This window comes from Paraflavitalea devenefica (assembly GCF_011759375.1).
Lineage (GTDB): Bacteria > Bacteroidota > Bacteroidia > Chitinophagales > Chitinophagaceae > Paraflavitalea > Paraflavitalea devenefica.
In genome coordinates this window covers 81,408-105,289 of sequence record NZ_JAARML010000011.1, presented here as the reverse complement: position 1 = coordinate 105,289, position 23,882 = coordinate 81,408, and the positions used below count along the sequence as shown (strand labels likewise).

Annotated in this window: 19 protein-coding genes; 4 read left to right on the top strand and 15 right to left on the bottom strand. The window is 49.0% G+C overall.

Annotated features, from left to right (window positions below):
- Nucleotides 1-335: 335 nt before the first annotated feature.
- Nucleotides 336-1,223 carry a hypothetical protein gene (locus tag HB364_RS32740; RefSeq protein ID WP_167292678.1) on the bottom strand — a complete coding sequence of 296 codons (888 nt, stop codon included), beginning with the start codon at nucleotides 1,221-1,223 and terminating at the stop codon, nucleotides 336-338.
- Nucleotides 1,224-1,247: 24 nt separating this feature from the next.
- On the bottom strand, nucleotides 1,248-2,690 hold the full coding sequence (locus HB364_RS32735) for an MBOAT family O-acyltransferase (protein WP_167292677.1): 1,443 nt from the start codon (nucleotides 2,688-2,690) through the stop codon (nucleotides 1,248-1,250).
- A gap of 251 nt (nucleotides 2,691-2,941) precedes the next feature.
- Here HB364_RS32735 and HB364_RS32730 point away from each other — a divergent pair, with 251 nt between their 5' ends.
- Nucleotides 2,942-4,159 carry an acyltransferase family protein gene (locus HB364_RS32730; RefSeq protein WP_167292676.1) on the top strand — a complete coding sequence of 406 codons (1,218 nt, stop codon included), beginning with the start codon at nucleotides 2,942-2,944 and terminating at the stop codon, nucleotides 4,157-4,159.
- On the opposite strand, the gene cmk is transcribed toward HB364_RS32730, so the two are convergent.
- Together cmk and HB364_RS32720 are read right to left on the bottom strand one after the other, a co-directional pair.
- Nucleotides 4,149-4,832 (bottom strand): (d)CMP kinase, encoded by a 684-nt coding sequence (cmk, locus tag HB364_RS32725; protein WP_167292675.1) that lies wholly within the window; start codon nucleotides 4,830-4,832, stop codon nucleotides 4,149-4,151. The genes HB364_RS32730 and cmk overlap by 11 nt on opposite strands.
- 490 nt (nucleotides 4,833-5,322) lie before the next feature.
- On the bottom strand, nucleotides 5,323-7,848 hold the full coding sequence (locus HB364_RS32720; RefSeq protein ID WP_167292674.1) for an ATP-dependent Clp protease ATP-binding subunit: 2,526 nt from the start codon (nucleotides 7,846-7,848) through the stop codon (nucleotides 5,323-5,325).
- Nucleotides 7,849-7,942: 94 nt separating this feature from the next.
- Here HB364_RS32720 and HB364_RS32715 point away from each other — a divergent pair, with 94 nt between their 5' ends.
- Nucleotides 7,943-8,317: an STAS domain-containing protein gene (locus HB364_RS32715; RefSeq protein WP_167292673.1), complete on the top strand. Its 375-nt coding sequence runs from the start codon at nucleotides 7,943-7,945 to the stop codon at nucleotides 8,315-8,317.
- Nucleotides 8,318-8,502: 185 nt separating this feature from the next.
- Entirely contained in the window at nucleotides 8,503-9,183 is a 681-nt protein-coding gene (locus HB364_RS32710) for a 2-C-methyl-D-erythritol 4-phosphate cytidylyltransferase (RefSeq protein ID WP_167292672.1), read from the top strand.
- 34 nt (nucleotides 9,184-9,217) lie between these two features.
- Here the strand turns inward: HB364_RS32710 and HB364_RS32705 are convergent, their stop codons facing one another.
- The 11 genes from HB364_RS32705 to HB364_RS32655 form a co-directional block, all read right to left on the bottom strand.
- On the bottom strand, nucleotides 9,218-10,147 hold the full coding sequence (locus HB364_RS32705; RefSeq protein ID WP_167292671.1) for a GNAT family N-acetyltransferase: 930 nt from the start codon (nucleotides 10,145-10,147) through the stop codon (nucleotides 9,218-9,220).
- The gene (locus HB364_RS32700; protein WP_167292670.1) at nucleotides 10,144-10,323 is read right to left on the bottom strand and encodes a hypothetical protein; all 180 of its coding nucleotides are present in this window, start codon (nucleotides 10,321-10,323) and stop codon (nucleotides 10,144-10,146) included. Before HB364_RS32700 ends, HB364_RS32705 begins: the two co-directional genes overlap by 4 nt.
- A complete protein-coding gene (locus tag HB364_RS32695) occupies nucleotides 10,320-13,247 on the bottom strand; it encodes a M1 family metallopeptidase (protein ID WP_167292669.1) in 2,928 nt (975 codons plus the stop codon). Before HB364_RS32695 ends, HB364_RS32700 begins: the two co-directional genes overlap by 4 nt.
- Before the next feature lie 17 nt (nucleotides 13,248-13,264).
- Nucleotides 13,265-14,836, bottom strand: a complete 1,572-nt coding sequence (locus HB364_RS32690; RefSeq protein WP_167292668.1) for a M1 family metallopeptidase — start codon at nucleotides 14,834-14,836, stop codon at nucleotides 13,265-13,267.
- Nucleotides 14,837-15,033: 197 nt separating this feature from the next.
- The gene (locus HB364_RS32685) at nucleotides 15,034-16,401 is read right to left on the bottom strand and encodes a sugar transferase (protein WP_167292667.1); all 1,368 of its coding nucleotides are present in this window, start codon (nucleotides 16,399-16,401) and stop codon (nucleotides 15,034-15,036) included.
- 59 nt (nucleotides 16,402-16,460) lie between these two features.
- Nucleotides 16,461-17,435: a Gfo/Idh/MocA family oxidoreductase gene (locus HB364_RS32680; RefSeq protein WP_167292666.1), complete on the bottom strand. Its 975-nt coding sequence runs from the start codon at nucleotides 17,433-17,435 to the stop codon at nucleotides 16,461-16,463.
- A gap of 235 nt (nucleotides 17,436-17,670) precedes the next feature.
- Nucleotides 17,671-18,462 (bottom strand): murein L,D-transpeptidase catalytic domain family protein, encoded by a 792-nt coding sequence (locus HB364_RS32675; protein ID WP_167292665.1) that lies wholly within the window; start codon nucleotides 18,460-18,462, stop codon nucleotides 17,671-17,673.
- 183 nt (nucleotides 18,463-18,645) lie between these two features.
- A complete protein-coding gene (locus HB364_RS32670) occupies nucleotides 18,646-19,359 on the bottom strand; it encodes a LytR/AlgR family response regulator transcription factor (protein ID WP_167292664.1) in 714 nt (237 codons plus the stop codon).
- Nucleotides 19,346-20,797, bottom strand: coding sequence for a sensor histidine kinase (locus HB364_RS32665; protein ID WP_167292663.1), 1,452 nt, complete (start codon nucleotides 20,795-20,797; stop codon nucleotides 19,346-19,348). The genes HB364_RS32670 and HB364_RS32665 overlap by 14 nt, the downstream gene beginning before the upstream one ends.
- Nucleotides 20,798-20,801: 4 nt before the next feature.
- Entirely contained in the window at nucleotides 20,802-21,146 is a 345-nt protein-coding gene (locus HB364_RS32660; protein ID WP_167292662.1) for a DUF4907 domain-containing protein, read from the bottom strand.
- On the bottom strand, nucleotides 21,127-22,149 hold the full coding sequence (locus tag HB364_RS32655; RefSeq protein ID WP_167292661.1) for a Kelch repeat-containing protein: 1,023 nt from the start codon (nucleotides 22,147-22,149) through the stop codon (nucleotides 21,127-21,129). Before HB364_RS32655 ends, HB364_RS32660 begins: the two co-directional genes overlap by 20 nt.
- A gap of 365 nt (nucleotides 22,150-22,514) precedes the next feature.
- Here HB364_RS32655 and HB364_RS32650 point away from each other — a divergent pair, with 365 nt between their 5' ends.
- The gene (locus HB364_RS32650) at nucleotides 22,515-23,855 is read left to right on the top strand and encodes a DUF4270 family protein (RefSeq protein WP_167292660.1); all 1,341 of its coding nucleotides are present in this window, start codon (nucleotides 22,515-22,517) and stop codon (nucleotides 23,853-23,855) included.
- Nucleotides 23,856-23,882 lie beyond the last annotated feature (27 nt).

Below are 23,882 nucleotides of genomic sequence, written 5' to 3'. Positions count from 1 at the left end.
GCACTTATACAAAACAGAAAATATTTTTACGTGCCGGGGAGCAGGAGGCTGAAAAGGTGGGAATCTTTCCCATCTTTGGAAAAGATTCCAGAATTGAATAAAGAGAGGCTGAAAGTCAGGGTATTATGTATGGCTGGTTGTAATACGAAGCTCGGGCTGGTTCGTGGGTGGAGAGGGACGTTTTTTTAAGGCCGCAGAGTCCCCTTCGGGAGACTCTGCGGGGAAATAAATACGAAGCTCGGGCTGGTTCGTGGGGACACGAACCAAGGCCGCAGAGTCCCCTTCGGGAGACTCTACGGGGAAATAGAGTTCGAGATGACAAAGAAGGGGGTATGTTATTTACCGGCGACGTGTTTGTTGGCGACGGGCAGTACGCCGTCTTTTACCATGATGTTGACGATCTCTTCGCCCCCTTTCAGGTTGGCATGCAGGTAGTCGGAGAAGGAGTTATTGTCCTTTATGGAATAGCTGTAATCATACACCGGATAGCCCGTAGCAGCCTCCACTTTTCGTTTTAATACATCCAGCCCCTTTACAGTATAACCGGGGAAGAAGGGCCCAATCACGAATTTTACGTTGATGTTTTTAGCACGGCAATAATCGGCCAGCAGCTTGATGTCATTCACGTGTTTATCGGGCACTTTGAATTCCACGCTGCGGTGCGCCGCCTGGTTGATGAGGTCCTGTGAGATGGTCCTGTCGAAGTACCAGTCATCGTCCAGCTTGTTGCGGTAGTACATGGCCCGCTGGAATACCTCATTGTTGAAACGGTAGATATGGGAGAACTTGGAGTAATACCAGGTATCTTCTGTCTTGTCCTTCAGCACAGAATCAATGCGGGGAGAATAAGGCATGTAAGTAGTGAATCCCGGCAACAGTTTATCATCCGACATTTCTATTACGGTGATCTCCACCAATACGGTCCTGATGTTGGGATATTTATCCAGGTAGTCCTGCGTAAGCACGGTGGCTATTTCACAGGGCATGCTGTAATAGCAAAGGCTGAAGGTTTTAAGTCCGGTGGCCTGCTCTACGCTGGGCTGGTAGAAGTTGAGGCCGCGCGAATTACCTACAATGAGGATATCGGCCTGGCCTTCGCCCCGGTACATACGTGAATAGCGGAACTGGCTCTTGGTGATCTGCTGCTGGAAGACCCAGCCGATGAGCCGGTCGCCCACAAACAGAATGGCCAGAAAAAGGATAATCCAGGATGCTTTCTTCATGATATTTCGCTTTCGCTATTCAGGTTAAAACTGGAAATATATAAATGAGTTGGCAGAGAATGTTCCAAACAGGGCGATGAGCCACAGCACGGAAGCAAAGAGCGCTATCCGCAAAGCGGGACGCTGCAGTTGTGTTACGTTCCATGACACCCGCTGATTGGTGATCTCCACCGCCAGCATGATACTCAGTAATAAAAAGCCTTTTAATATCTGGTATTTGTTAAAGGTACTGGCCCAGTTAAAGTCTTCAAACGATAATATCCGGCCGATGATGGTATTGGCAATGGCAAAGCTGCTATGCCCCATGCTGCCCGACCGGAAGTAGATCCAGGCAAATACGGTTAATGTATATACGATGACGATGCAAATGGCTGAGTTGAGGAAGGCAGGCATACGCACGATCTGCACAAATTTCCGCCAGATGGGCGTGGTGACCCGCTGCAGAATGAGGTATACGCCATGCAAGAAGCCCCAGAATATGAAGGCGAGGTTGGCCCCATGCCACAATCCCCCCAGCAACATGGTGATCATGTTGTTCTTGTAGGTATTGAACTTCCCCTTCCTGTTACCCCCGAGCGGAATGTAGAGGTAATCGCGCAGCCAACTGGAGAGGGAGATATGCCAGCGTGTCCAGAACTCACTGAAGCTTTGGGAGAAGTAAGGCGTTTTAAAGTTCTCCACGAAGCGGTATCCCATGATCCGCGCCAAACCGATGGCAATATCGGAGTAGCCGGAGAAGTCGCAATAGATCTGGAAGGAGTAGAAGATGACCCCGATGAACAGGTGCGAAGAAGAGAATTTGGTGGGATCGGCCCAGCACTGATCAACAAAGGGCGCCAGCGAATCGGCAATGGCCACTTTTTTGAAGAAGCCCCAGAGTATGCGCCCCAGGCCGGAATTGAAATTGTCCCAGTCAAATTTCTTGTCGGTATTCATTTGCGGCAGCAGGTCCCTGGCCCTTACAATAGGCCCGGCCACTAACTGCGGAAATAGCGCAATGAAGGCGGCAAATTTGAGCATGTTCCGCTCTACGGGTATTTCCCGGCGGTAGATGTCAATGGTGTACGACAAGCTCTGGAAGGTATAGAAAGAGATACCGATGGGCAGCATGATCTGCAGCGTGGTCACGGAAGGCTGGAAGCCAAACGCATGCATCATGCTCACAAAGCTGTCAATAAAGAAGTTGAAGTATTTGAAGAACCCCAGGAAGCCGAGGTTCATGATCATACTAAAGATGAGGTAGGTGCGCCGTTTCCGTTTCTCTTCCGTGGCGCCGATGAGCTTACCAAAGTTGTAGTCCATGAAGGTGGAGATCATGATGAGCGTGAGGAAACGCCAATCCCACCAGCCATAGAATACGTAACTGGCCAGCAGTATCCACCACAGGCGCAACTTTCCTTTGGTAAGGAAGTAAACGGGGAAGAAGATACCGCTGAATATTAAGAATGTAATGCTGTTAAATACCATCCTGGCTGTGCTTAAGGGTATAATAGGAAACCGGGCGCAAAGTAAAGCAAATCAGTCCATAACCGGAAGCAATGAATGATGAGATGCCCTTTGGGCGCCTTAAAATTACCCAGATAAACGTCAAAATAGGAAAAATTATTATATAGTTGGCCCGGGAAGGGGAAACAAAGCCAGCCGCTTTGAAATACCCGTCACCAGCCAGAGGCTGGCGACTGCTTGGAGGACTTACGCATTAGTGTTATTTTTGAGGCATGTCGTTAACCCCTCGTCCGCAGGCCCATGCCGTAGCGGATGTGCCCCAACCTACCGTCATACCTATGCCCCATGCCAAAAAGGCCAAGGTATTTTTTCCCAACCTGGATGGGTTGCGGTTTGTATGCTTTTTCCTGGTCTTCCTCTTCCATATTAATAAAACAACAGTAGAACATTACCAGGCCAATAACCTGGAAGTGCCTGCTTTTTTCAAGGTATTTAGCCTCCTGTTCCAGAACGGGAACCTGGGCGTGAATTTCTTTTTTGTGCTGAGCGGATTCCTGATCACTTTCCTGCTGATCCGGGAAAAAGAATATACGGGGAAGATCCATGTAGGCCATTTTTATATGCGTCGCATCCTGCGCATCTGGCCCCTATTTTATTTATGCGTGTTTATCGGGTTTGTGGTGTTTCCCTCCGTGGCCCATCTGATAGGGATGAACGCAGCCGAACATGCCCGCCCCGTTTATTACCTCACTTTCCTGAATAATTTTGACGTTATACAAACCGGGCATCCCAATTCGCTGATATTGGGTATTCTTTGGTCCATTGCGATCGAGGAACAGTTTTACCTCACCTGGCCCCTGCTGCTGAGCCTGCTGCCCCTGCGCTATTTTAAGTATGCCTGCCTGGCCATCCTGGCCGGCTCGCTGGTATTCCGGGCGGTGCATTATAATGAACCAGCCGTTCTGTATTTTAATACGTTTGCCGTTATTGGTGATATGGCGCTGGGTGGATTGATGGCTTATTATACTTCCTATGACAGCCCTTTCCTGCGGTGGGTCACCCACCTACCCCGCTGGCAGATCATCGGGATCTATGTAGTGGCGGCCGGTTTATTTATCCTGCGCCGCAAGCTGTTTTATGCGGGCGTTATGACCATACCCGAAAGATTGATCATTGCCCTGTTCTTCGGGCTGATCATTGTAGAGCAAAATTTCTCCCAACGTTCTTTTTATAAGTTCTCCCAATTTAAAAGAATGACCAGTATGGGCATTTATACGTACGGCCTGTACTGCCTGCACTTTATTGGTATTTATGCTGCCCTGGTCCTGTTCAGGCAGGCAGGCGCCAATGAGTTCTCCGTACTGGTGAATATTGCCCAGGGCGTAGCAGCCCTGCTGATCACGATAGGCCTCAGTATGCTTTCCTATCATTTGTTTGAAAAGCGGTTCCTGACGCTGAAAGACCGGTTTGCCTTTATCGTTAAGAACTGAGCCGTTCTTTTACCCAGCCCAGCCCAATGTCCAGTTGCTCGCGCATGGTGAGTTTGGAGTTGTCGAGCAGGAGCGCATCATCTGCCTGGCGCAGCGGACTTATTTCGCGGTGCGAGTCAATGTAGTCGCGCATTTCCAGGTTAGACTTTACTTCCTCTATGGTGATGTTGGGATTCTTGTCGTACAACTCGCGGAAACGCCGCTCCACGCGGATGGCATTATCGGCCGTCATGAAGATCTTTAGTTCAGCATCGGGAAATACCACAGTGCCGATATCACGTCCATCCATGACGATGCCTTTTTTACGTCCCATGGATTGTTGCTGCTTTACGGCAAACTGGCGTACTTCTTTGATGGCCGCCACCTCGCTCACTTTTTCTGCAACAACCAGGTCGCGGATAACGTATTCCACGTTTTCCCCGTTGAGGTATATTTCGCTTTGTCCGTTCTTGTGATTGGAAAGGAATTCGAGGGATATTTTTTTCAGGGCGTCTTCAACGGCCTTGTGTTTGGTCCAGTCAATATGATTGCGGAGAAAATAGAGGGTAATGGCGCGGTACATGGCGCCACTGTCAATGTATACATAACCCAGTTCGCGCGCCAGTTGCTTGGCGAGGGTACTTTTGCCGCAGGACGACCAGCCGTCGATGGTAATGATGATCTTTTTTTCCATGATGTAACTACGCAAAGCTAAGGAAAAGCAGGAATTAGGTATTAGCTATTAGCCATTAGCTGTTAGCAAGATGCAGGGTTAAAGATAATGCCGCTCTACACAGGCAGAGCGGCATTAAAAATGTAGCGGGGACGATTACCGGACCTACTACGCGTAAGTCACCTTGTTTGTCACAAGCATTGGATTTTACCATTGATCTGTAAGCGGGGGATCGGCATTGCGAAAATGCCACGGCCTGTTTACAGGATAAAAACAGAGGGACTTGTAGTATTAACGACAAGTTATATTATAAAAGTGTATGATCTTAATCAAGAAAACGGGGGTTGATTACTGATTATTAATTATTCGTTTGCTTCGAAGGGCTTTTGCTTTGATCGGGCTGAAAGCCCGGGAATAGAACTGCGAGACTGCAAGTCTCGCAGAGCGCTCCTGACAAGAAAAAACCCCTCCGGGATGCGGAGGGGTTTTTTTTATAGTAGAATCCGAATGTTTATGCTTCAGATTTCTCTTTGGGTTGTTCCTTTAAAGAGAACAGGATCTTTGTTTTTTCCTTATCGAGGTCAGCGATCATGATATCGCCCTGTTTGATGTGCAGGTTGAGGATCTCTTCTGCCAAAGGATCTTCCAGGTATTTCTGGATGGCCCTGTGCAGCGGACGTGCACCAAACTGCTGATCGTATCCTTTTTCAGCGATGAAGTTTTTGGCTTCTTCGGTGAGCTCCAGGCTGAATCCGAGGCTTAAGAGTCTCTTCATAACGCCCTTCATGAGGATATCAATGATGAGGAAGATATGCTCCTTGTGGAGTGAGTTGAAGATCACTACATCATCAATACGGTTCAGGAACTCAGGAGAGAAGGTCCTCTTGAGGGCCTTTTCGATGACCGCTTTGTTGTTCTCTTCGGCATTCTGCGTACGGGAGGCGGTGGCAAACCCTACGCCGTCACCAAAGTCTTTCAACTGGCGTACGCCAATGTTGGAGGTCATGATGATGAGCGTATTCTTGAAGTCTACTCTCCGGCCCAGGCCATCGGTCAACTGTCCGTCGTCCAGTACCTGTAACAGGATGTTGTAGATATCGGGGTGTGCTTTCTCGATCTCATCGAGCAGGATCACCGAGTATGGTTTGCGGCGTACACGCTCCGTGAGCTGACCACCTTCTTCATATCCTACGTATCCGGGAGGCGCACCAATTAAACGGCTTACGGTGAATTTCTCCATGTATTCGCTCATGTCAATGCGGATGAGCGCATCTTCTGAGTCGAACATGTAACGGGCCAGCGCCCTTGCCAGCTCGGTTTTACCCACCCCGGTAGGTCCGAGGAAGATGAAGGTGCCGATGGGCTTTTTAGGATCTTTCAACCCTACCCTGTTACGCTGGATGGCTTTCACTACTTTGAGGATGGCATCGTCCTGGCCTACGACCATGTTGCGCATGTCAATGGTCATGTTGCGCAGCTTCTCTGTTTCGGCCTGTACCATTCTCTTCACCGGTATACCGGTCATCATGCTCACCACTTCGGCGATGGCTTCTTCATCAATGGGGTAACGTTTGTGCTTGCTTTCTTCTTCCCAGCTTGCCTTGGCTTTTTCCAGCTCTTCCTGCAGGCGTTTTTCGGTATCCCTGAGTGAGGCGGCCTCTTCAAATTTCTGGCTCTTCACCACTTTGTTCTTTTCCACTTTCACATCCTCGATCTTCTTTTCCAGGTCAAGGATCTCTTTCGGCACGTTGATGTTCTTGAGGTGTACCCGGGCCCCTACTTCATCCATCACGTCTATGGCCTTGTCGGGCAGCAGACGGTCGGTGATGTAGCGGTCGCTGAGCTTCACGCAGGCATCAATGGCTTCGTTGTTGTAAGTAACGTTGTGGTAGTCTTCGTATTTAGACTTGATGTTGTTAAGGATCTGGATGGTCTCATCCACGCTGGGTGGTTCTACCATCACTTTCTGGAAGCGGCGGTCGAGCGCGCCATCTTTCTCGATGTACATGCGGTACTCATCGAGTGTAGAAGCGCCAATGCATTGGAGCTCGCCTCTTGCCAGGGCCGGCTTGAAGATGTTGGAAGCATCCAGTGAACCACTGGCGCCACCGGCGCCTACGATGGTATGGATCTCATCAATGAACAGGATGACATCACGGTTCTTTTCCAGTTCATTCATGATGGCTTTCATGCGTTCTTCAAACTGACCACGGTATTTGGTACCTGCCACGAGTGCGGCAAGATCGAGTGATATAACACGTTTGTCGAACAATACCCTGGACACTTTACGCTGTACGATGCGCAGCGCCAGTCCTTCCACGATAGCGGTCTTACCCACGCCGGGCTCACCGATCAGGATGGGATTGTTCTTTTTACGACGGGAAAGTATCTGCGACACCCGCTCTATCTCTTCTTCCCTTCCTACAATGGGGTCCAGCGCACCACTTTCTGCCAGCCGGGTTATATCACGGCCAAAATTGTCCAGTACGGGTGTTTTGCTTTTAGCATTACCGGCGGCACGTGATTTCTGTTGCGAATATTTCTTTTCCTCATCAAAGTCATCTTCGTTCTCATCGGCATATTCGCTGCGAACATCATTGCTTTTAACTACACCCAACTCGTTTCTGAATAAATCGTAATCCACGTCGAATTGATTTAAAATTTGAGTAGCTATGTTTTCTTTGTTCTTGAGTATGGAGAGCATGAGGTGCTCCGTTTCAACGGTAGGGCTTTTGAGGGCCTTGGCTTCCAATACCGTGACACGGATCACTTTCTCTGCCTGCTTAGTCAACGGTAAGCTGTTTATGTTGGCGATGTTTTTACCGGTCTTGTCTTTTACTGCGAGTTCCACCTCTTTGCGTAATTCGTACAGATCCACGTTAAAGCTTTTCAATATACGAACTGCTGTATTTTCTCCCTCACGGATCAGCCCCAGCAACAAATGTTCAGTACCAATAAAATCATTCCCCAGCCGCAAAGCTTCCTCCCTGCTAAACGATATGATCTCCTTTACCTGGGCTGAAAAATTGTTATCCATTTTTATAATTTGTTGTGTTATACAATAATAACAAATATTTTTGACTTATGTTCCCGCCTCTTTATTAACGGCTGTTAACAAACATTAAGTGTGTATGCAGGTCAAAATTGATACCAAGCAAAAATTCCATGCCATAACGATCACAGAACCCGTTCTATCTGCTAATATGACAGCAGAATTGGATGAATGTTTACTTCCTTTCCTCCAAAATGACGTTAAAAATGTAGTCCTCATTGTTAAAGACATTCATGAGGTGGATGATGCTGCGGGAGAATACCTGTTAAAAGTACAACAAACCTTTTACGAGCAGGGCGCTTCCTTCGTGATCTGTGAGTTACAGCCTGCTGTGGAAGATTCGCTGGAGAAAGCCGGCATCCTGGAATTGATGAATGTCACTCCTACTGAGAGCGAAGCCTGGGACATCGTGCAAATGGAAGAGATTGAAAGGGAGCTGCTGGGAGGGGAGTGATTCCGGGTTTCGGATTTCGGGTTTCGGGTTCTTTAGGTTCAACCTGTTGCCTTTTATCAAACCGGCTGTAGCGCGGAGCAACACGAAACGCTGAACGCGAAACACAAAACTTTTATGCTCTTGCAGCAATTCAACCTTTTTAAGACTCTTTATCAGTACATTATATAGTTGACGCTAACCCTTACATGAAAAAATACGCTGTTATAGTTGCCGGAGGCTCCGGTATGCGCATGGGCACGATGGTGCCCAAACAATTCTTACCCCTGCAGGGAAAACCGGTTTTGTGGTACACCCTTACCGCCTTCCTGGACGCCTTTCCCGACCTGGAGATCATCCTGGTGCTGCCGGAAGCCCATTTACAGACCGGACAGGATATCCTCCGCTCCACCTACGCTCCCGACCGCATCTGGATGACGGTAGGCGGCGAAACCCGCTTCCATTCCGTCCGGAATGGCTTATCACATATCCACCAGCATTCGATCGTATTTGTACACGATGGCGTACGCTGCCTGCTCACCCCCCAGCTTATCAGGCGCTGCTGCCAGATGGCGCAGGAACGGGGCAATGCCATCCCCTCCATTACCGCGGTAGACTCTATCCGCATTGAAACGTTCGACGGCAATGAGTTCATTGACCGGAGCAAGGTGCGGATCATCCAAACACCGCAAACGTTTTACAGCGATATTGTAAAAGCCGCTTTTGAGCAGGAATATGAAGAATCTTTTACCGATGAGGCCAGCGTGGTGGAACGGCTGGGCGTGAAGATCCACCTGATCGAAGGAGAAGCCACCAATATCAAGATCACCCACCCCATTGATGTACTGATCGCAGAAAAGATACTGGAAGAAAGGGAAATGGGTATTTAAGAGGCAATGAGGGTTGATTATTGATTACTAATTATTAATTATTCGTTTGCTTCGATAGCAGAAAGGCAATCCACCAGGGCAATGCATTGAACCGGTACACAAAGTAGGGCTGGTTGACGCTGCCAAAGCCTTTATAGAAGTGGGCGATACCCGGAATATCTGAACCTTCGAAATCAAATATGATCCCGCTACCGGCAAATTCCCTGATGAGCTGATCTATCAAAAAGTGATTGGCAAAAACCTTACGCCCTTCGGGCAAGGTGGTTGACAGCAAGAGGTGCAGCCGGTTATTTTTTCTCAGCAGCAGGGCGGTAGCCAGCCAATGGCCATCCTTTCCTTTCACGCCCCTGAGCAAGAGCCATCCCTGCTGTTGGGCTACGAGGGCCAGTTGTTCAAACTGCTGGTATTCCGCTGGTTTGATCACCCCTATTTTATCCTGGTAAGCCTGTCTGTACGCCTGTAGCGCCGTGGCCGGCTCCGGGACGGGCTCATAATACAGGGACGAGGTGTTGATCTTATCCAGGTTCTTCTTAATAAAATCAGTTTTATACCCCTTGCGTATTACTGCATAGTCTGCCTGCAATGGCAGGATAAAGTTGGTATGTACCGCTGCCGATGCCACCCCGGTATTATCGTAGTTAAGAAATACCTCCCCATACTTAAAATGCCCTTGCATGGCCTGCAGGAAATGAGGCACCAACAGCGCAGCCGGTTCTTTAACCGAAAAAACACCCATTTGCTGCGTAAAGGGTACCCAATAGAGATATTTAATGCCCCATTTCTTTTTCCAGGGCAGGGGCATTACGGCTTCATAATCGCCTAATACCAGGGCATCCCAGTGGGCAGCCATGTGATCGAGGTAGAAGGCATACGCATAGATCAATCCATTGGGAGCGGCCTGCACACACTGGTCCCACTTCGTGGTGTCTACCTGGTTGCGTGTGAGGTGCTGGATTGATTTCAAGATTTAAGTTTTAGTCCGCAGCGTCCCCTTACTTTCTCCGCAGAGTCCCCTTCGGGAGACTCTGCGGGGAAGATAAGACTCTGTGGGGAAGATAATCCATTGGGAGCGGCCTGCACACACTGGTCCCACTTCGTGGTGTCTACCTGGTTGCGTGTGAGGTGCTGGATGGATGTCATTTCGAGATGAGTTTCCGCAAGTTGAAACGCTGAATGTCGATGCTGAAGGAAAGCCGTTTGCCAAAGGTGTTCTCTTCAGGAGCGGTTTTGAGGTTGTCCCTGAATTCGCTGCTGTACAGGATGGGCGCATATACATTGAGCAGGTCCTTGAACAGCGACAGTTGCAACCCCGCCACATAGAGGAAACGGCTGGTCTCCGCATTCTTTTTCCAGGCGTCGGCATAGGTGCCCACATCCAGGAATATACGCACCGGCAATTCTACCGGCAACAGGTTATTGGGCAGGGTGGTATTAAAGTTCATGGAAGCCACCCAATTGTCGGACCGGCCCTGTAACCCTGCAAAGAGATCGGTGCGCAATTTCAATCCGCCATCCCGCATCATGATCTGCTGACTGGCGAAGCCTTCAAATTCTGAGCGGCCAAAGAAGTAGTTGCTATAGGTGTAATCTTCTTCTCCCCTCACCGCTGTGAGTTTGGGCTGGTAAACAAAGGAGCGGCTCACTTTTTCCCCCGTTTTGGCGCCGAGGTAACCGAATTTGGCAGCAAATAGCCGCACCTGCATGCCTCCCCCTTTGGCATAGTTGAAAAAGTAATGCCCGGTGGCATTGGCCCGGTAAAAACCATCTCCCTGCTGTAGCTGCACCTGCGCATCATAGGGATAGAGCTTCCTGTAATCGGCAATACTAAAAGTAAGCTGGTTGAGGTAACGGTTCTGGGTTATGCTGGGCGTGGGATAGTAAAGGGAATCGTCCTGGTCCATGGGATAGTCAAACTGCTTTTCCCGGATGAAATAGGTTTTCCATTCTATCCATTTCTCTACGGTAGAAAGCGGAGAGCGGTTTTTGAAGGTAACCCGCAGGGAGGGAACGATCTTGGAGAAACCCTCAAATACTTTGGTCCCGTTGCTGTCTATACCTTCCCTGGTGGAAAAGCGGGCGCCGCTAAGGCCCAGCTCTATTTTTTTAAATCGCTGAGCGGGCCGCCAGGTATAGTTGATGGCGCCAATGCCATTGAACTGTTTGCTGTTGGTAGCATATAAAGGAATAGCAATAAACTGGAGGTTATGGGAAGGTATGCCCAGGTTGTGCAGCACCAGCCCTGCCATGAATTTATCATACTTATTATAACCAAGGGCCGGTAACCAGTTGATGTAGTTTACCCGGTCATAGTCCTTCATAGAAAAGAGGAAGGCCGGTTTTATCTTTTTAGGTCCTGTATAGGTACCCGGCAAAGCGCCGGTGGTGTCCAGCAGGCGGAACCAGGCGCGGAGGTCTTTCGTGGTATGCTGCTGCATCACCTGCTGAAAATCGCCCGGTGCAGGATGTTTGAATTGCCACTGCCGGTAGTAAGCCTGCATGGCGCTATCGAATTGCGGCTGGCCCATGTACTGTTCCAGTTGCTTCATCCACATAGCTGTTTTTATGTAAGCAATCGCTCCATAGTTCTCACTGGTAAAAGCAGCCGATCCGGTGCTGATGGGCTGGTCTTTTTTCTCTTTCACCAGATGGGCAATGAGCAAGGCGCCCTGGTCATCGGGTATTTTGGCCGTCAGCCAGTTCTTATCGTTTTGGGCGGGGTATTTCCCTTCCACATACCGGTTGTCATAATAACTGTTCATGCCTTCATCCATCCAGGGATGATCGCGTTCATTGCTGGCCAGGATGCCATAGAACCAGTTGTGCCCTACTTCATGTTCAATGACCCGGTCCAGGGCGGCGGCATCTTTAACAGGCCCTATATTGGTGATGGTAGGATATTCCATGCCGCCGTATGATCCTGCCCTGGTCCTCACCACACTTACCACATTATAGGGATATTCTCCAATAAGCCGTGAACGGAAGCGGATGGCGTCTTTGGTCATCTGCATGCTATTCTTCCATACATTGCTTTCGGGCGCATAGAAGGTCCAGGCATCGATGACCCTGCCGCTCGCCAGTTGTATGGTATCATAGTCTGCTATAAAACGTTTGTCGGCAAACCAGGCGAAGTCGTGGATGTTGCCTTGTTTGTATTGCAGTGTCTTTGTTGGTACGACAGGATTGGATGCTTCTGATTCTTTTGGAAGCGTTTCGGGTTTCGGGTTTGGTGTTTCGGGTTCTTTGGGTGTAGCGGCGTTCTTTTTGTTTTTTACCGGCGCTTTACTCACTGTTTTTTTTACGGCGGGTTTCTTAGGTGCCGGCTTCAGGAATTTCGGCTTCTGGATGCTGGATGCTGGATGCTGAATTCTGTATTCTGTATTCTTCCTTCCCCTCATCCACTGTTTTTCTTCTTCACTTTGCAGTTCACCGGTAGCGGCTACTACATAATCCGTTGGCACGGTGATGCGCACATCATAGGCGCCAAATTCGCTGTAAAACTCTCCCTGGTCGAGGTAAGGCATGGGATGCCAGCCCTTGTTATCATATACCGCCGGCTTGGGATACCATTGGGTAACCTGGTAGGATTGACCAATATGCCCGCCCCGGGAGAAGGTCTTCGGCAATTTTACATGGAAAGGCGTGGTGATCTCTGTCTGCGCCCCTGGCAGCAGCGGCGCCGGGAGGTATACTTTTACAATGTCAATGTATTGGGGATGGTCTTCCATCTTCAGGGTACCGTTATTGATGCGGAAATCGAGCCGGTTGATGTAGCCACGGTCTTCACGGCCGGCAAAGTAAAAGTCGGTACGGCCCTGCAGCAATAACTGGTCATTGAAGGCCGTACGGTCATTTTTATACGCATTGGGCCAGAGGTGGAACCAGATGAAGGTAAGGGTATCGGGCGAATGATTGGTGTACCGGAGTTTCAGGAAGCCATCGAGGCTGTGCTGCCGGTCGTCAAGGCTTACCTCTATGGTGTAATGCAGTTCCTGCTGCCAATATTGTGAATGGGCAGTGTTTTGGAGGAAGAGCAGTAAGAGAAGTATGTGTACGCTTTTTTTCATGACAGTTATTAGGGAAGTTAAAAATTCCCTTCCTTGTTCAACAGCTCAAAGGCCTGGTCGAGGCCGGACTGGCTGGACTTCTCCAGTGCGGCTTTCAGGTCTTCGGGATAGGGATGTTTAAATTTCCAGGTGGCAAAGTATTCCCGCATGGCTTTGTCAAACACCTCTTTCCCCAGCGACATTTCCACCAGGTAAAGCCAGGTAGCCGCTTTGACATATACAACGATCCCATAATCGTTTTTATTGGCAAAGCCCGTGGAGCCGGTATTTACCGGTTCTTTGGCAGGCAGGCTGTTGAGCGCATTGTAGATCCTGCTGAGCAATTCACCGGCCGATAAGGTTTTGAGCTCCTTCGGCATGGATTTCCCAAAAATACTGTTGGTTTTGTATTTCTCCGCCTCATACCGGAACTGGTAAAAGCTGTTGATGCCTTCATCCATCCACGGATAATCCCGTTCATTGCTGCCGAGCATGCCATAGAACCAGTTGTGCCCAACTTCATGGGTGATCACCGCATCGAGGTTTTCGGCATCTGCACCAGGACTGGTAATTAAGGTGATCATGGGGTATTCCATCCCACCCGAAGAAAGGTTTTTAGGTCCCTCCACCGCCTGCACTACCGGCCAGGGGTACTCCCCTATCCAACCGGAATAATGACGTACCGCATCCTCTATGAAGGAGACGCTGTTGCTCCATTCCCTGTTGCCATTGGGCTGGTAATAAGAAAATACATCGATGGTATTGCCGGAAGCCAGGCGGAGCGTATCATATTGTATGATGGCATCTTTATCGGCAAACCAGGCAAAGTCATGGATGTTTTCCCCGTAGTACTGTAAGGTCTTCCACGCATCGGGATTGGCCGCTTTGTATTTGGCCACTTCCGCTTTAGCCTGGTAGTTCTGTGCACCAATGGCTTTGTATTGTTCCAGTTCGTCTTTCGTTTGCAAAATACCGGTAGCGCCTACCACGTAGGCAGCCGGTACGGTAATGTTGACTTTAAAGCTGCCGAACTCACTGTAAAACTCTCCCTGGTCGAGGTAAGGGAAAGCATGCCAGCCTTTTTTATCATATACAGCCGGCTTGGGATACCATTGGCAGATCATGTATTGATCGCCATCATAACCGGAACGGGAGAAGTAGGGCGGCAGTTTTACATAGAAAGGAGTGGCCACCGTTACGGGCTGCCCCGGCATCAGCGGCGCCGGCAGGATCAGTTTCACCACATCCATGTTGTTATCGCTGTCAGGCGCTGTAGCTACCGCTTTGCCATCTACCGTGAAGGCCAGGCTGTCGATATAGCCCCTGTTCTTACTCTTTACTTTTTTCCGGCTCTCTTTATCGGCCGACAGTTGCCGGGCAAGGGCTGTCTGGTCATTCCGGTAGGCATTGGGCCACAGGTGAAACCAGATATAGGTGAGGGTATCGGGCGAATGATTGATGTATTGTACCGAGAGGTTGCCTTTAAGGCTATGCTGTTTTTCGTTGAGTGCTACATCAATGGTGTAATGTACTTCCTGCTGCCAGTAGGCCTGGGAAAGGCTTATTTTACAAAGCAAGATCAACAATAAAAGGGAGCAGGTCTTTTTCATGCATGTTTTTTTGTGAAGCGGCTCATTGTTTCGCGTTCCGTGTTTGGCGTTTCGGGTTCTTCATTTGCAGCAACGTAAGAAATCTTTTACCTGCTCTTATTGTAACGGTTTTCAGCGTTCCAGCCGCTTGTAATTTATTTGCCAGCTACAAGGGCGGCAGCAACCCGAAACCCCAAACTCCAAACCCGAAACTCTTCTCATCTTCCCTTACCCAAGAAAATAATCCTCAGTGTATGCAGCATGATCTTAAGGTCGAGTGTGAGCGAGATATTTTCGATGTAAATAAGGTCGTATTTCATGCGTTCGATCATCTGGTCTACATTTTCGGCATAGCCGAATTTGACCATTCCCCAGGAGGTAAGGCCGGGCTTCACTTTCAGCAGGTAGTTGAAGTAGGGCGTTTGCTGCTGTAGCTGGTTGATGTAATAAGCCCTTTCCGGCCGCGGGCCTACCAGGCTCATTTCCCCTTTGAGCACATTCCACAACTGGGGCAACTCATCCAGCCGCCAGGTGCGCATGACCTTACCCCACTTCGTGATCCGCTCATCATGGGCGGAAGATAGTTGCGGACCATTCGCCTCTGCGGGGTGGTACATAGACCGGAATTTATAGATGAAGAATTTCCGTCCGCGGTAACCTACCCGCTCCTGCATATAGATGATGGGGCCCGGTGAAGAAGCTTTTACCCTGATGGCCGCATACCCGTAGAGCGGCGCCAGGAATACCAGCCCCAGCAAGGCAATGGCCACATCGATCACGCGCTTGATGTTCTGCTGCCATTCGGGCATGAGCCCTGTTTTGAGGTCGGAGAGCACAGCGCCGAATACGTTGCTGGTCTTCACCGACCCGGAAAGAATGTCGAGGATATCCGGCGCTATTTTAATGTCCACATCCTGTTCACTGAGCAGGGATACTATTTTTTCCACCTGCTGCTTTTCTGATCTTTCGAGGGCAATGACCACCAACTGCACGTGCTGTTCGCGGATCACCTTTTCAAGATCTGTGATGCAGCCAAATTGTGGTAAGTAAGTGCTGATGCCATTGGTTTCGGCGGTGGCGGTTACAAACCCGGTATAGTGATAACCGGCTGTTTTCAGTCCGGCCCTGGTATCATTGTAAATTTTACTGGCTACGGAATTGCCGCCTACGAGGAGGGCATTGAACTGTACACGGCCATTGACCAACTGCCGGTGCACTTTGTTCAGGATGATGTTGCGCCCCAGCCAGGTAAAGAACAATTGTGCCGCTATATAGGTAAAGAGCGCTTTGTAAAAGTAGGTGTACTTGTGCTGCGGATCATTGATGACGATGCAGAAGAAGATAAAGGTGCAACCGATGATGCAGGTGATGAGGGTATTGGCAAATTCATTGAGCCTTGACTTCTTATACAGCGAATGGTAAGCACCGATGAGCGTGAAGAAAATAAGCCAGGCTACCGGCATGAGTAACAGGCCCCACCAGAAAGGTTTCGATAAATAAAGGGTGTTATCGGCTGTAATGATGGTCTCATTCAGGAAGTAACGGCGCGCAAAGTACAAAACGACCCAGGCCAGTATAGCAGCCATGTAATCGCTGATAGGATACCAGACGTTATGAATACGTTTGTTTATTGACATGCAAAGGGCTACGAGGTAATGCTATTGTTTTTTATTTTGTGCAAAATCTGGTGTGCTACGTCCATGGCCCTGTAACCGTCTACTTCTGAAACCCTGGTGGGTGTGTTGTGGAGAATGGAATCACGGAATGCTTCCAGCTCCTTTTTGATGGCGTTGACCTCAGGTACCTGGGGGTTGATGACGGCAATGGTCCTTTTACCGTGCGGCGTATCCAGGTCGAAAGAGAACGCATCTACATCCTGTGGGGTCTTCAGTTTAATGACCTCTGATTTCTTATTGAGAAAGTCGACTCCAATATAAGCATCTTTCTGAAATAACCTCATTTTACGCATTTTCTTCATGGATATCCGGCTGGAAGTGAGGTTGGCTACGCAGCCATTGTTGAATTCTATCCGCACATTGGCAATATCGGGGGTATCTGTCATAACCGCCACCCCGCTGGCCGAGATCATTTTTACTTCGCTCTTTACGATACTGAGGATGATGTCAATGTCATGGATCATGAGGTCCAGTATCACGCTCACTTCGGTACCCCGGGGGTTGAACTGCGCCAGCCGGTGAACTTCAATGAACATGGGGTGCAGTTGCATATGCTGTATGCCCAGGTAAGCGGGGTTGAACCGCTCCACATGGCCTACCTGCAGTTTAACGTTCGACTCCCGCACCAACTTTACCAGTTCGCGCGCTTCGTCCATGGTATTGGCCAGGGGCTTTTCCACAAAAACATGCCTTCCTTTACGGATGGCCTGCTTGCAGAGGTCGAAATGATACGTAGTGGGGGCCACAATATCCACCAGGTCTACCGCTTCTATGAGGCGCTCGGGATCCAGGAAACGGGCCAACTGGTATTTTTCGGTGACTTCCTGGGCAGCCACGTCATTGGGGTCATAAAAGCCTACGAGTTCTACGTCCTTGATTTCTTTCCAGTTATTGAGATGGAATTTTCCGAGATGTCCAACGCCGAATACGCCAACCTTTAGCATAGGTATTGTGAGTTACAATGAGTTAAAGGCCAAAGATAAACAATGAACGCCCGAATTGGGAAAAATGAATTGCACGACTTATGAACAGGGTCAGCAGGTTTCGCGTTTGGAGTTTCGCGTTCCGGGTTCTTTGGGTGTAAAAGCAAAACTAATTAGAAGCCCACGCTGTGGCAAAAAGTTTCTAAGGTTAAAGCGCGGAGCAACCCGAAACACCAAACCCGGGACCCGAAACAGCTTAACGCAGTAAAGGAGAACGATTACGATAAGTAGAAGTAGGATGATAGATAAACAAACAAGTGCCGTCTTTGATCTGGTCGATCATGGGCTGGCATATTTCGAGGGGAACGGCGGGACAGCCCTTGCTGCGGCCGAGATAACCCTGGCTGGCAATCCATCCTTCACTTACATAATCAGCGCCATGTAAAACGATGGCACGGCGGTAGGCATAGTCATTGATGCCTTTCTCTACCCCCTGCAGTTTGAGGGAGTAGCCATTGCTGCCCTGGTAAGCTTCGCCGGTTATATAAAACCCCAGACTGCTCTTATTGGAAGAAGGCTTGTTGGAGAAGACCTGCGCCATGGTTTTGCCCGATCTCATGCCATGGGCCACCCAGGTATTGTACAGCAACTCATAATTGTCCAGGTTGATCACATAGAGGCGCTTGTTGGTGCTGGGCTGGCTAAAATCAACGATGGAAATGACGTTCTCTTTGAGTTTGCCGGCTTTATAGAGCTTTTCCATGCCTTTAACCGCCATGCGGAATACAGACCTGGATAGACCGATCTCTTCGAGGTGAAGGCTATCGTATATCTCCATGCTGTTAGCAAAAGCAGCAGACTTGAAGGGATTATTTGTAGTATACCCGGTAGTTGTATTAGTATGCCCGGCCGTAGTAGCACGTGGAATAACGGTACCGGGATATACGGTTAAATTTGCGGGCACAAAGGAGCATTGCAACAGAATTGCGAAACCTAAGAAGGTGGCACTTACCAGTTTTACTAATCTTGCCTTAATTGGTTTTTTCATAGATCCAACCTTTTTTAGGGGGTGAATGATTGATCAATGATTCAGTATCAACGGAATACTGGAAATAATATTGTCCTTTTTACGAACAATCCGGATATTTTAGGACGATCACGAAAATAGTGGTTTTTACTAACCAGCCAACCATTTTTACGTGAAAGAACACATTTTTGGAAGTGGAATATCTTACAGCTTCTCTCCTATAATATTATACAGCAGGTTTTTATAGTGCTCACTGCAGGGCAATTCGGTATCGCCCAGGAATACGGTTTTGCGGGATACCGTGTCTACTTTACGTAATGACACGATGTAGGACCGGTGGATGCGGATAAAATCCTCCTGGGGCAGCCGGCTTTCAAAGTATTTGAGGCTTTGGAGGGTCACCACCGGCTTTTTACTGTCCGTAAGGTGGATCCGGGTATAGTCTTTCAACCCTTCGAGGTAAACAATGTCATTGTAAAACAGCTTCTGGATCTTGTGGGCGGTTTTGATGAAGAGGAAATCATCTTTCCGCTGGGGCGATTTATTGTTCTTGCGGTAAGTAATGTATTCCCAGGCTTTATTGACGGCCGTCACAAAGCGGTCGAACGGGACCGGCTTCAGCAGGTAATCGATCGCCTCCAACTCATACCCTTCCACCGCAAATTCATGGTAGGCCGTCACGAAGATGACTGCCGGCTTCCGGGGGAGGATCTTCAGGAACTGTATGCCCGAGAGATCGGGCATTTTAATATCGAGGAACACCAGGTCAATTTCTTCTTTCTCAAAATGAGGCAGGGCAGCTACCGGCCCTTCGCAACGGGCCACCAGTTTGAGGTAAGGAATTTTCCGGATAAAATCTTCCATGAGATCCAATGCCCAGGGTTCATCGTCAATGATGATGCAGTTAAGCTGAGTCATGATCGAGCGTAATTTTGAGGTTTACAACATAGATGCTGTTATTGTCACTGATGTCGAGCAGGTACCGGCCGGGATACAATACATCCAGGCGCCGCCGGGCATTTACCAGTCCTACTCCCCCACCCGGCGCTTCGCTTTCGCCGTCTACCGGCGCTTTGCGGATGATGGTATTGCCTACCGTTAGTGTGAGGTCGTTACCGGTTACCCCTATATTGATGTTGATGGCAGAAGGACTTGAATAACTGATGCCATGCTTGAACGCGTTCTCAATAAAGGTGATGAGCAATAAGGGTGCGATCAACAAATCGGTGGTAACACCTGATACCTCATACTGTATGGTTATGTTTTTGGAGATGCGCAGTTTCTGCAGGTCGATGTAATTGCGGATGTATTCCAGGTCCTTTGTCAACGGAATTTTTTCCGTGGTACTGTCATATAATACATACCGCATGATCTGCGAAAACTTGAGAATAGAATATTCCGTTTGTTCTGACCGCAGGTGCGCCTGTGAATAGATACTGTTGAGCGTATTGAACAGGAAGTGCGGATTGATCTGCAGCTTCAGGAAGTTGAGCTCCGCATTCAACCGTTCATTCTCCAGCGCTTTTTTCTGTTTTTCACTGATGATGAGTGAATTGGCCATTTTAATAAAGCCGCTGAGGAGCAGGATGAGCACGCCCGATGAAAGCGTATTCATGAGCACCATGGGCAGCCCTATCCAGAACATGCCTTTCTCCCCAAAGGGACCCCGTGCAAAGAATGGCAGGGCTGGTGCTGCATCTACCACACCCATCACGGAATCGGGATGCGGCGCCCGGCCAACGATCTCCACCATTTTGCCACCGTTCCCCGCCTGCCAGCGGAGGTAACGCATGTACCGGTGCATAGAATCGCGGTTATTGCCTACGATGAAAAAGGTTTCAGACGGACCTGCTGCGGTGGCCGTAACGCCCGACTGGATCAAGGTGGGCGATGGTAATTCTCTTGCAGGGAATACACCAGCAGCCGGTGTTATGAGCGAATCCTTAAACGCTGCAAAGCCTAATCCCCTGCCGCCGGCCATCAGAAAACGATGTCCATTCATGCGCAGGTGCTGGCGGAAAAAGTACTCCGTGGTAATATTCAATAGGCACAATACCAGGAGCGCAGCGACAATGGATAAAAAATAGTTGACCATCCTTCTGCGCTGGAAGATCCGGGGCAGCAGGTAAAAATAATTTACATAGAATAAGATAACGAGGAAAGATTTAGTGACCAGCTCACGATAGATGAACATCGTGTCCAATATCCTGATGCGGTAGATGAGCAGGGGCATGGCCAGGAAAGTACCCCACAAAAAAAGATGCGACACTATGACCAACGCACGATGACGGGCAGTCTTCACGGGTTTAAATCCCAGTATATAGGCTACGCTATCACGGGCTTTTTCTTTTGTCATCATATTAATGAGCAGGCAAGGTACCGGTATGCTGCAAAGGCCCGGCATTAAAAACAGGTGTTTTGCCCAATTTTATCTTATCTATAACAATCCGGGCATCGGCTTCTGCATCCTGCTTACTCACAAATCCTTTCCTGCCCGCCACTTCGGGATTGATGGATTGGTGTATGAGTAGCTGATCGCCTGCGAAGATGTCATAACCCCAGCCCCGCCCGGTGTTGAAGCATTTATAGCTAAGCGCCTGTCTGGGCTGAGGACGATACCAGCTCAGCTTCACCACCGTAATAGCCGCCGCTATGACAACAGCGGCTATTACCATGCGGTACGACTTATTGGTTGTCATCATCATTTTGTTCGGCAGTGGGATTGAACTCAAACATGTTGTAATAGTATTCAGAACCATTGCGGCCGGTGAGTACAAAGCCCCTGTTATTCAACACCATCGCTACGGCGCCTTCCCTTAACTTGCCTTCAAAAGCCGTTCTTTCTGTCCACTGATCGGTAGCCACATTGTATTCCCATACGGTAGACATGTAAGAACCATATTGACCGGTGGCCAGGTAAGCCTTGTTGTTCATCACAAAGCTGACGGCATTGTAACGGGCAATGGAAGTGTATTCGTCGTCATAGCTTTCATCCGATACATTGGTCAGTTTTCTTTTTTCGGTCCAGTCGTTCGTGGAAGGATCATATACCAGCAGGTCATTGAGGGCTGTGCCATTGTTGCTGCCACTCACTACATACGCTTTGCTGTCCATCACAAATACGGTAGCTGCTGATCTTCTGCGGCTGATACTTTTCTTCTGCTCCCATCCGTCTCCATTGGGTGTATACTCCCACAGGTCCTGCAGGTCGCTGCCATCATACCCGGAGCATACATATCCTTTATCACCAATGGTAAAGGCAATGGCATCTTTACGCGCACCACCGGGGAAAGGTTTCAGGGAACTGTTCCAGGTATTGGCCACCGGATCAAATGCATACATGTCGGCAAACTCATCATATCCATCGGTACCGGTACCCACATATCCTATACCACCTACTGCAAAGGCGATGGCCGCGCTTCTGGCTGCACCGGGAAACTCTTTCATGCGTGTCCAGTAACCTTTGTCTAAATCATATTCCCATAGGTCGTTATACCGTTCTGTAGATGATACGCCGGTACCCAGGTAGGCTTTATTGCCAATGGTAAAGAGGACGGCTTCGGCACGGGCATCATTTTCAAAATCGGTGCTGATAGACCAGTTACCGACCAGTTCATCATCATCGGTGCTTTTTTTACAGCCGGGTACGATAAAAACGGGCACTAATACAATTAACAAAGCAGTAACATAAACAGCATGTTGTCTCATCAGGTATATTTTCGATAAAAGTATCTACAGCCTTTCCAAACGTCTTGGTAAAATAGATAGTCGGGGAAGTTGAATCGACGAATGTTTGATAATAATCGGCGATTGCAGGTTTCGGGTTCAGGGTTTGGGGTTTCGGGTTGCTGCCGCGATTTAAACTTCTTGCTATATTTTAACCCGCTGAAATTCAAAAGACAGTAAATATTGGCATTCATTACGCAGCTACACCTGAAGAACCCGAAACACCAAACACGAAACACGGAACCAAATTTGTCATTCGTCGATTATTTCTGCCCGACTATCTATTATAACAATCCCACCCAGTGTTACCCGGATATATTGCGCTGATCATCATTACTGATTCGTGTATGAATATACCAAAGCCCGCCTCTGCTGTATTTCCCGGCCTGTGCCTGATCACTATTTTGTTTACAGCCTGCTATAAAGATGAAATCAAGTTTGGCGACATGAACGGTGAGAGCTATACCAGGATCATTACCATCGATACGGTAACGCCTGTAATGTCTACTTATGTGCTGGACTCCTTCCCTACCTCGGGTAATAATATTATACTGGTGGGCCGCTGGGAAGACCCTTTAATGGGCCCCACCAAGGCCAGCAGCTTTTTCCAGCTTGGATTGCCTGCGGGGGTAACCGATATTAGTTTCCCCAACGATGCAGTATTTGATTCCCTCGCCTTTACGCTCAAGCCGAATAAACAATATTATGGCGATACCCTTCAGCCCCAAACTTTCACACTGTATGAACTGGCTTACCAGCCCGACTATACGTATGCGAACAGGTTGTATAACACCTCCTCTACCGCCACCTTGCCCACTCCACTGGGCAGCGCTACCCAAACCTTCAGGCCCGGCCGGCCAGACTCCCTGCAGATCAGGCTGCCCCAAAGCAAAGGACTTGAGCTGTATAATAAGATCAAAGCCAAAGCACAAGAGGTATCGAGCGCTGATAATTTCCTGAATTATATACGGGGCTTTAGTATCCAGGTGAACGATAACGACAAGGGCGCCATTTGGGGCTTTAATACTGCCGACAGCAGCATCGTCATGAAACTGCGTTACCACACTACTATTCCCGATTATAAAGAGCATGAGATCGTATTCACCCTTACGCGTACAGAATACCAGTATAACCAGGTATTGACCAACCGCGCGAATACGCCCCTGCAACCACAAGTTGCCGGACAACAAGAGTTCTTCACTTCCAAAGCTGTTCCCTACGCCTTTACCCAGGCAGGCACCGGCGCCATGATGAAGATCAAGTTTCCCACCCTGCGTTCCTTGCTGGGCATGGGCAGCGTGGTGAAGCTACTCAGCGCCAGACTGACTATAAAACCTGTGGAGCGATTGTTTGATGATGAGGGAGGTTACCGGCTGCCCGATACACTTTTCCTGGCGCAAACAGACGCGACGAATATTATCGGCAACCCAATCCCTAATTCTTCCGGGAGCACCGCCTACAGCGCCCCTTATATTGATTACATCAACCGCGAGCATACCAGCTACAGCTTTGATGTTTCTTCTTATATCAATTACCTGATGAATACGCCGGGCGTTACAGAAGACGGTGTATTTGCGCTGGAAGAATATCCCGGATCCACCAAAAAGCTGAACCGCGGGGTGATGGGGAGTTGGGAACATCCGAAGTATAAGACGGAGTTGGTGTTGACGGTTATGCTGATAGAGTAAGAACACGAATTGAAAACGAATTACATT